This window comes from Acidovorax delafieldii 2AN, from assembly GCF_000175235.1.
Classification (GTDB): Bacteria; Pseudomonadota; Gammaproteobacteria; order Burkholderiales; family Burkholderiaceae_C; genus Acidovorax; species Acidovorax delafieldii_B.
In genome coordinates this window covers 1-7,585 of record NZ_ACQT01000180.1, presented here as the reverse complement: position 1 = coordinate 7,585, position 7,585 = coordinate 1, and the positions used below count along the sequence as shown (strand labels likewise).

At 63.7% G+C, this 7,585-nt stretch carries 7 protein-coding genes; all 7 read left to right on the top strand.

The annotated features are described in order from the left end of the window. Positions 1 to 674: 674 nt before the first annotated feature. Positions 675 to 1,070, top strand: a complete 396-nt coding sequence (locus ACDELDRAFT_RS16865) for a MerR family transcriptional regulator (RefSeq protein ID WP_005799059.1) — start codon at positions 675 to 677, stop codon at positions 1,068 to 1,070. 119 nt (positions 1,071 to 1,189) lie between these two features. Then, complete coding sequence (locus tag ACDELDRAFT_RS16860; RefSeq protein ID WP_081470158.1) at positions 1,190 to 1,573, top strand: PaaI family thioesterase; 384 nt, start codon at positions 1,190 to 1,192, stop codon at positions 1,571 to 1,573. A 39-nt stretch (positions 1,574 to 1,612) separates the two neighbouring features. Next, the gene (locus ACDELDRAFT_RS16855) at positions 1,613 to 2,803 is read left to right on the top strand and encodes an isovaleryl-CoA dehydrogenase (protein WP_005799057.1); all 1,191 of its coding nucleotides are present in this window, start codon (positions 1,613 to 1,615) and stop codon (positions 2,801 to 2,803) included. Positions 2,804 to 2,844: 41 nt separating this feature from the next. Further along, positions 2,845 to 3,504 (top strand): carbonate dehydratase, encoded by a 660-nt coding sequence (gene can, locus ACDELDRAFT_RS16850; protein WP_005799056.1) that lies wholly within the window; start codon positions 2,845 to 2,847, stop codon positions 3,502 to 3,504. Between the two features lie 27 nt (positions 3,505 to 3,531). Further along, positions 3,532 to 5,337 carry a bifunctional isocitrate dehydrogenase kinase/phosphatase gene (gene aceK / locus ACDELDRAFT_RS16845; RefSeq protein WP_005799055.1) on the top strand — a complete coding sequence of 602 codons (1,806 nt, stop codon included), beginning with the start codon at positions 3,532 to 3,534 and terminating at the stop codon, positions 5,335 to 5,337. A gap of 38 nt (positions 5,338 to 5,375) precedes the next feature. Then, positions 5,376 to 6,569 carry an acetyl-CoA C-acyltransferase gene (locus ACDELDRAFT_RS16840; RefSeq protein ID WP_005799054.1) on the top strand — a complete coding sequence of 398 codons (1,194 nt, stop codon included), beginning with the start codon at positions 5,376 to 5,378 and terminating at the stop codon, positions 6,567 to 6,569. A 110-nt stretch (positions 6,570 to 6,679) separates the two neighbouring features. Next, a partial coding sequence (locus tag ACDELDRAFT_RS16835) for a carbohydrate porin (RefSeq protein WP_005799053.1) occupies positions 6,680 to 7,585 on the top strand: 906 nt, incomplete at its 3' end.

Sequence of the window (7,585 nt, the reverse complement as noted above, 5' to 3'; positions counted from 1 at the left end):
CCGCGCAAAAACCATTCGCGCCAAAGATCCGAACACTGGCCGCTGCAATTCCCCCTCGCCTCAGTTCGGTTCCCTATGCGGTCACCTCCGGCAACCACAGCACGAAATATTCAGCTGTGGCCCTCGCAAACTTGCCCTGAGAACTCTGCCTCCAGCTCCAGCTGCATTCACCGCGTCCGGGCGCAGCGCCGTAGGGCGCGCTGGATCAGGACACACCCATGATCGTAAGGTGGGATGCGGACATTGTGAGTAGAAGTGGTCAATGTTCAACCATTCCAACGTCAGCTTCAGCAACGGTACCTGCTCTGCGAGGTAGAGCGGTTGACGAGGTGCGGTCACGCGCCGCTAACCGAGCTCTGCGCCCTGCACTCGGATCACTTTCTTGTGCCCTTGCTCACTCTTGAAAAAGGACGCGGCAGCTCGACACTTTGACGTTGGCGCAGTAGCCAAATCCAAAGATCGGCACGCTGAACAGGATCCCGTGCGGCTTGAAATGCTGCGCTATCAAACATTGGGGTGTCGCCGTTGGGCGGGCGAAGTGATACCCGGAGGCACTTATGGCGTCGATGCAATGAGGTACGATTGACGTTAACGTAAACGTCATATGTCCCGGCAACGCAGGTAGAGGTTCTCCGCCAGCCTCTCGGAATACTACCCAGCAGCACTGCTCCAACATGGCCACCACCTACACCATCAGTGACCTCTCCAAAGAGTTCGACCTCACCACCCGCGCCATTCGTTTCTATGAAGACATGGGTCTCCTTCAGCCCGAACGCAACGGGCCGGCGGGGCGCAGCCGTATCTACAGTGCCCGTGATCGAACACGGCTGCGTCTGACGCTTCGCGCCAAGCGGCTTGGTCTGTCGCTGAGCGAGGCCAAGGAAATCATCGATCTCTATGACAGCCCCCGCGATACCGGCGTGCAGCTGCGCAAGTTCCTGGATGTGTTGGTGGTCCACAGGCGCCAACTGGAAGACCAGATGGCCGATCTGCAAGCCAACCTCGAGGAAGTGCAGGAACACGAAAAAGAAGCCCGTGCGCTGTTGCTGAAGGTCGAACAGCAAAAATGACTGATAATTGACGTTTACGTAAACGTAAATCAGGAGGAAGTGTGGGTTCAACTCCTTTCGAGGTCCAGACACCGGGCTTTGCCCAGCGGGTGCACGACAGCTTCTCCCGGCAGGGCGCCATGCAGACATTGGGCGCCCGCTTGGGCTTGGTGGCGCCCGGCGCGGTCGATATCGAGCTGGATTGGGCGCCGGGCCTGACCCAGCAGCACGGTTTTCTGCACGCGGGCATGGTGGCCACCGCGCTCGACTCGGCCTGCGGCTATGCCGGTTTCACGCTGATGGCCGAAGACGCGGCCGTATTGACCATTGAATTCAAGATCAACCTGCTGGCCCCGTCGCAAGGGCAGCGTTTCCGCATGGAGGGCCGGGTGCTCAAGCCCGGGCGCACGATCACTGTGTGCGAAGGCCGCGCCTATGCCAACGATGCGGGGCGAGAAAAGCTGGTCGCCACCATGGGTTGCACCCTGATGGCCGTTTCCGGCCGCGAAAACATACGCCACTGAGAAAAACCAAACCGTTCCATCGATCAGAGGAGATATTCCATGAGCATTCCCGCCAACATTCCAGGCCTCAACTTTCAACTGGGCGAAGACATCGACGCGTTGCGTGATGCAGTGCGCGACTTCGCACAAGCGGAAATCGCCCCGCGCGCGGCAGAAATCGACCGCAGCGACCAGTTCCCCATGGACGTCTGGCGCAAGATGGGCGACCTCGGCGTGCTGGGCATCACGGTGCCGGAACAATACGGCGGCGCGGCGATGGGCTATTTGGCTCACATGGTGGCCATGGAGGAAATCTCCCGCGCCAGCGCTGCCGTGGGTCTGTCGTACGGTGCGCACAGCAACCTGTGCGTGAACCAGATCAACCGCAACGGCAGCGAAGCGCAGAAGGCGAAATACCTGCCCAAGCTCATCAGCGGCGAGCATGTGGGTGCGCTGGCCATGAGCGAGCCCGGTGCCGGCTCCGATGTCATCAGCATGAAGCTCAAGGCCGAGGACAAGGGCGGTTACTACCTGCTCAATGGCAGCAAGATGTGGATCACGAATGGTCCAGATGCAGACACGCTGGTGGTCTATGCCAAGACCGAACCGGAGATGGGTGCGCGGGGCGTCACGGCGTTTCTGATCGAAAAAGGCATGCCCGGATTCAGCATTGCGCAGAAGCTCGACAAGCTCGGCATGCGCGGCAGCCACACCGGTGAACTGGTGTTCAACAACGTGGAGGTGCCCGCAGCCAACGTGCTCGGGGGCCTGAACATGGGCGCCAAGGTGCTGATGAGCGGCCTCGACTACGAACGTGCCGTGTTGACCGGCGGCCCTCTGGGCATCATGCAGGCGGTCATGGACAACGTTGTGCCTTACATCCACGACCGCAAGCAGTTCGGCCAGAGCATCGGTGAGTTCCAGCTCATCCAGGGCAAGGTGGCCGACATGTACACCGTGCTGCAGGCGGGCCGGTCGTTTGCCTACACCGTGGCCAAGAACCTCGACATGCTCGGCACCGACCACGTGCGCCAAGTGCGCAAGGACTGCGCCAGCGTCATCCTGTGGTGCGCCGAAAAAGCCACATGGATGGCAGGGGAAGGCGTGCAGGTATTCGGCGGCAACGGCTATATCAACGAATATCCGCTCGGCCGTCTCTGGCGCGATGCCAAGCTGTACGAAATTGGTGCCGGCACCAGCGAGATCCGCCGCATGCTGATCGGCCGCGAACTGTTCGCTGAAACCTGTTGAAATCCATCCGCCGCACCTCCTAACCCTGCGAGTTTTCCCCCATGTCTACACCCATTGAAGAGCTTTTCATCCACAACAGAGCCTGGGCTGCCCAGATGGAGCGTGATCGGCCAGGCTTTTTTACGGGCCTGATGGCGCAGCAAAAGCCGAAGTACATGTGGGTGGGGTGCTCGGACAGCCGCGTGCCCGCCAACCAGATCACTGGCCTGGAGCCGGGCGAAATCTTCGTGCACCGCAACGTGGCCAACGTGGTGGTGCCCACGGACCTGAACTGCCTGTCCACCATCCAGTACGCGGTGGACCAGTTGCATATCGAGCACCTCATGGTGGTCGGCCACTATGGCTGCGGCGGGGTGTTGGCGGCGTTGAACGGCATGCGCGTGGGCCTGGCGGACAACTGGATCCGCCACGTGGCGGATGTGCGTGATCGCCACCGTGACCTGCTGGCTGCGATTGCGCCCGAGTGGCGGCACGACGCGCTGTGCGAACTCAACGCAATTGAGCAGGTGGTGAACATCGCGCAGACCACCGTCATGCTGGACGCCTGGGGCCGGGGCCAGAAGGTCACCCTGCACGGCTGGTGCTACGGCCTGAAGGACGGCCTGATCAACAACCTGCACATGACCGTGGACAGCACCGAAGGGCTCGAGTCGCTCTACAAGACCGCCATTGCGGGCGTGGCCAGCGTCAAAAGGCAGTAGGCATCTCCGGCCCCAGCAGGAACCGGCATGTTCCCCCAGCGGCTCGATGCGCCACAGGCCTACGGCATCGCCAAGGCCATGATGGACGGCTTCAACCGTCACTACCGGCTGTTTCGCACCGAATCGGCGCGCGCCAAACACCGCTTCGAAACCGCCGACTGGCATGGCCAGCAGCGGGCGCAGCGCGAGCGCATCGAGTTCTATGACTTGCGGGTGAAGGAATGCGTGCGCCGGCTCGAAAAGGAGTTTGGCGCGGGCGCACAGCCCATGGACGTGTGGCACCAGGTCAAGCTGCACTACATCGGCCTCTTGGTGAACCACCACCAGCCTGAGCTGGCCGAGACCTTCTTCAATTCGGTCACCACCAAGATCCTGCACCGCACGCATTTCCACAACGACTTCATCTTCGTGCGGCCGGCCGTCAGCACCGAATACATCGAAAACGACGAGCCCGCCGCGCGACCGACCTACCGCGCCTACTACCCCACGCGCGACAACATGCGCCAGACACTGTGCGGCGTCATCGACAACTTCCAGCTGCAGCGCGAGTTTGCCGACCTGCAGCGCGACGCTGGTAGCGTGGCCGATGCGATGCGCGCAAGGCTCGACAAGGTCAGGCTGCGCGCCAACTTCCAGATCCAGGTGCTCAGCAGCCTGTTCTATCGCAACAAGGGCGCCTACGTGGTCGGTAAGATCATCAACGGCTTCAACGAAGTGCCATTTGCCTTGCCCATCCTGCATGCCGATGACGGCCGGCTGTTCATCGATGCGGTGCTGTTCGGCGAGGACGACATGCAGATGCTCTTCAGCTTTGCGCGTGCCTACTTCATGGTCGACATGGAAGTGCCCAGCGCCTACGTGCAGTTCCTGCGCAGCCTCATGCCGCGCAAGCCCCGCGCCGAAATCTACAACGCCCTGGGCCTGGCCAAGCAGGGCAAGACGCTGTTCTACCGCGACTTCCTCTACCACCTGAAGCATTCGAGCGACCAGTTCCGCATCGCGCCCGGCATCAAGGGTATGGTGATGCTGGTGTTCGATCTGCCGAGCTTTCCGTTCGTGTTCAAGCTCATCAAGGACTACTTCCCTCCGCCGAAGGAAACCACGCGCGAGCAGATCAAGGCCAAGTACCTGCTGGTCAAGCAGCACGACCGCGTGGGCCGCATGGCCGACACGCTCGAGTACAGCGAAGTTGCGTTTCCCCGCAACCGTTTTGACGACGCCCTGATCGCCGAGATCGAGAAATTTGCGCCCAGCCAGCTCGAGATCAGCGACCGCGATGGCGATGGCCAGACCGAAGTCATCATCAAGCACCTCTACATCGAGCGGCGCATGATTCCGCTCAACATCTACCTGCAGGAAGCTTTCGACACCGGTCTGTCAGACCCCCGTGCGCGCCAGCAGATGGAGCACAGCGTCATCGAATACGGCAATGCCATCAAGGACCTGGTGGCCGCCAACATCTTCCCCGGCGACATGCTCTGGAAGAACTTCGGCGTCACGCGCAACGGCAAGGTTGTCTTCTACGACTACGACGAGATCGAATATCTCACCGACTGCAACTTCCGCCGCGTGCCAGCACCGCGCAACGAAGAAGAGGAAATGAGCGGCGAGGTCTGGTACACGGTGGGCCCGCACGACGTGTTTCCCGAAACCTTCGGCCCTTTTCTGCTCGGCAACGATGCCGTGCGCGCCGTGTTCATGCAGCACCACGCCGACCTGCTCGATGTGGCGTTCTGGCAGACGCACCAGGAGCGTGTGCGGGCCGGCTACGTGTACGACGTCTTTCCCTACGACCCCGAGCGGCGATTTCCGCACGCCGCCCCGGCCCACTGACCACCGCGCATTTTCACTTGATCCACAGGAGCTTTCCCATGTCCGCATCTTTGCAAGACCCTATCGTCATCGTCGGCGCCGCACGCACCCCCATGGGGTCGCTGCAGGGCGATTTCTCCAGCCTGGCCGCGCACGATCTGGGCGGCGCCGCCATCAAGGCCGCCATCGAGCGCGCCGGGGTGTCGCCCGATGCCGTGGGTGAGGTGCTGTTCGGCAACTGCCTGATGGCGGGGCAGGGCCAGGCGCCAGCGCGCCAAGCCGCGTTCAAGGGGGGCCTGCCCAAGGGGGCGGGGGCCGTCACCCTGTCCAAGATGTGCGGCTCTGGCATGAAGGCCGCGATGTTCGCGCACGACATGTTGCTGGCCGGCACGCACGACGTGATGGTGGCGGGTGGCATGGAGAGCATGACCAACGCTCCCTACCTCCTGCAAAAAGGCCGGGGCGGCTACCGCCTGGGCCACGACCGCATCTTCGACCACATGATGCTCGACGGCCTGGAAGACGCTTATGAGCCGGGCCGCAGCATGGGCACCTTTGGCGAAGACTGCGCCGCCAAGTACCAGTTCACGCGCGAGCAGCAGGACGCCTTCGCCACGGCCAGCGTGCAGCGCGCCAAGGCGGCCACCGAGTCGGGCGCCTTCGCGGCCGAGATCGTGCCCGTCACCGTCAAGACCCGCGCGGGCGAGACGGTGGTGTCGGTGGACGAAGGACCGGGCAAGGTCAAGCTGGAGAAGATCGCCAGTCTCAAGCCCGCCTTCAAGAAGGACGGCACCATCACCGCCGCGTCCAGCTCCAGCATCAACGACGGCGCAGCCGCGCTGGTGATGATGCGCGAATCCACCGCCCGGAAGCTCGGCTGCAAGCCGCTGGCCCGCATCGTGAGCCACGCCACGCACGCGCAGGAGCCCGAGTGGTTTGCCACCGCCCCCCTGGGCGCCACGCAAAAGGCGCTGGCCAAGGCCGGCTGGCAGGTGGGCGACGTGCAGCTGTGGGAGATCAACGAAGCCTTTGCCGTCGTACCCATGGCGCTGATGAAGGAACTGAACCTCTCGCACGACAAGGTCAACGTGAACGGCGGCGCCTGCGCGCTGGGCCACCCCATCGGCGCCAGCGGTGCGCGCATCATGGTCACGCTGATCTATGCCCTTCAGGCCCGCGGCCTGACCAAGGGTCTGGCCACGCTGTGCATCGGCGGCGGCGAGGCCACGGCCGTGGCCCTCGAGCTGGTGTGATGCTACTGAAAATATAGCTGCTGGTGCTTGTGATAAAAGCGCTGCAGGCCGATTTGATACGAAATAGGCCGTGGCAGCCGTGTCATGGGCCGGCGCTACACTCGCGCGCCATGACACACCGAATTGCGGCGGCCCGGCGCCGCACCCGTTCCGCAGCGCCCCTGGCCCCGCTTGCCCTGTGGCTGGTGGCGACTGTTTGCCAGCCCGCAGCGGCGCAATCTGCCGAGCCATCCGGCACAGCCCCGGCCGTGGCTTGGCATGCGCAGGCCACGTGGGTCTGGCAGGCCAAGCCGGCGTTTGCCGCTGCCTACACCGGACCGAACAGCCTCGTGCCTGGCCGGGAAAAGTCCTACTCCTTCACGGCCACCGGCGACTTCGGCGTGCGCCTTTGGCAAGGGGCCGAGGCCCACTTCAACCCCGAGGCCGCGCAGGGCGTGCCCCTGTCGCACCTTGCCGGCGCCGGCGGGCTGTCCAACGGTGAGCTGGCCCGCACCTCGGGCGCCAACCTGTCGGCGTACCGGGCGCGCCTGTTTGTCCAGCAGCGCTGGGACACCGGCGGTGCGCCCGATACCGTTGAGCCCGATTTCAACGAGCTGGGCGGCGCGTCGCGCACCAGCCGCTGGACGGTCCGCGCCGGCGCGTTCTCGCTGCTCGACTACTTCGACAACAACCCCTACGCCAAGGACCCGCGCGAGCAGTTCTTCAACTGGTCGTTTCTCACGCACGGTGCCTGGGACTACGCGGCAGACGCGCGCGGCTATTCGGTGGGGGCGATGGTTGAATACCGCACCAGCACCTGGGCCGTGCGCGCCGCCCGCATGGCCCTGCCACGCGAATCCAACGGGCTGGCGCTCGACGGCCGCTGGCGCCGGTACTACGGGGACCAGGTCGAAGCCGAAACCGACCTGCCGGTGTCCGTGCCCGCCGGGCCGCTGCGCGCGCGGCTGCTCGCCTTTCGCAACCGGGCGGTGATGGGGCGCTTCGATGACGCACTGGCGCTGCCGGGCACGCCGGAC

Coding starts and splice junctions, on each gene's coding strand:
- ACDELDRAFT_RS16865 (WP_005799059.1), top strand. CDS start 675: ATGGCCACCACCTACACCATCAGTGACCTCTCCAAAGAGTTCGACCTC.
- ACDELDRAFT_RS16860 (WP_081470158.1), top strand. CDS start 1,190: ATGCAGACATTGGGCGCCCGCTTGGGCTTGGTGGCGCCCGGCGCGGTC.
- ACDELDRAFT_RS16855 (WP_005799057.1), top strand. CDS start 1,613: ATGAGCATTCCCGCCAACATTCCAGGCCTCAACTTTCAACTGGGCGAA.
- can (WP_005799056.1), top strand. CDS start 2,845: ATGTCTACACCCATTGAAGAGCTTTTCATCCACAACAGAGCCTGGGCT.
- aceK (WP_005799055.1), top strand. CDS start 3,532: ATGTTCCCCCAGCGGCTCGATGCGCCACAGGCCTACGGCATCGCCAAG.
- ACDELDRAFT_RS16840 (WP_005799054.1), top strand. CDS start 5,376: ATGTCCGCATCTTTGCAAGACCCTATCGTCATCGTCGGCGCCGCACGC.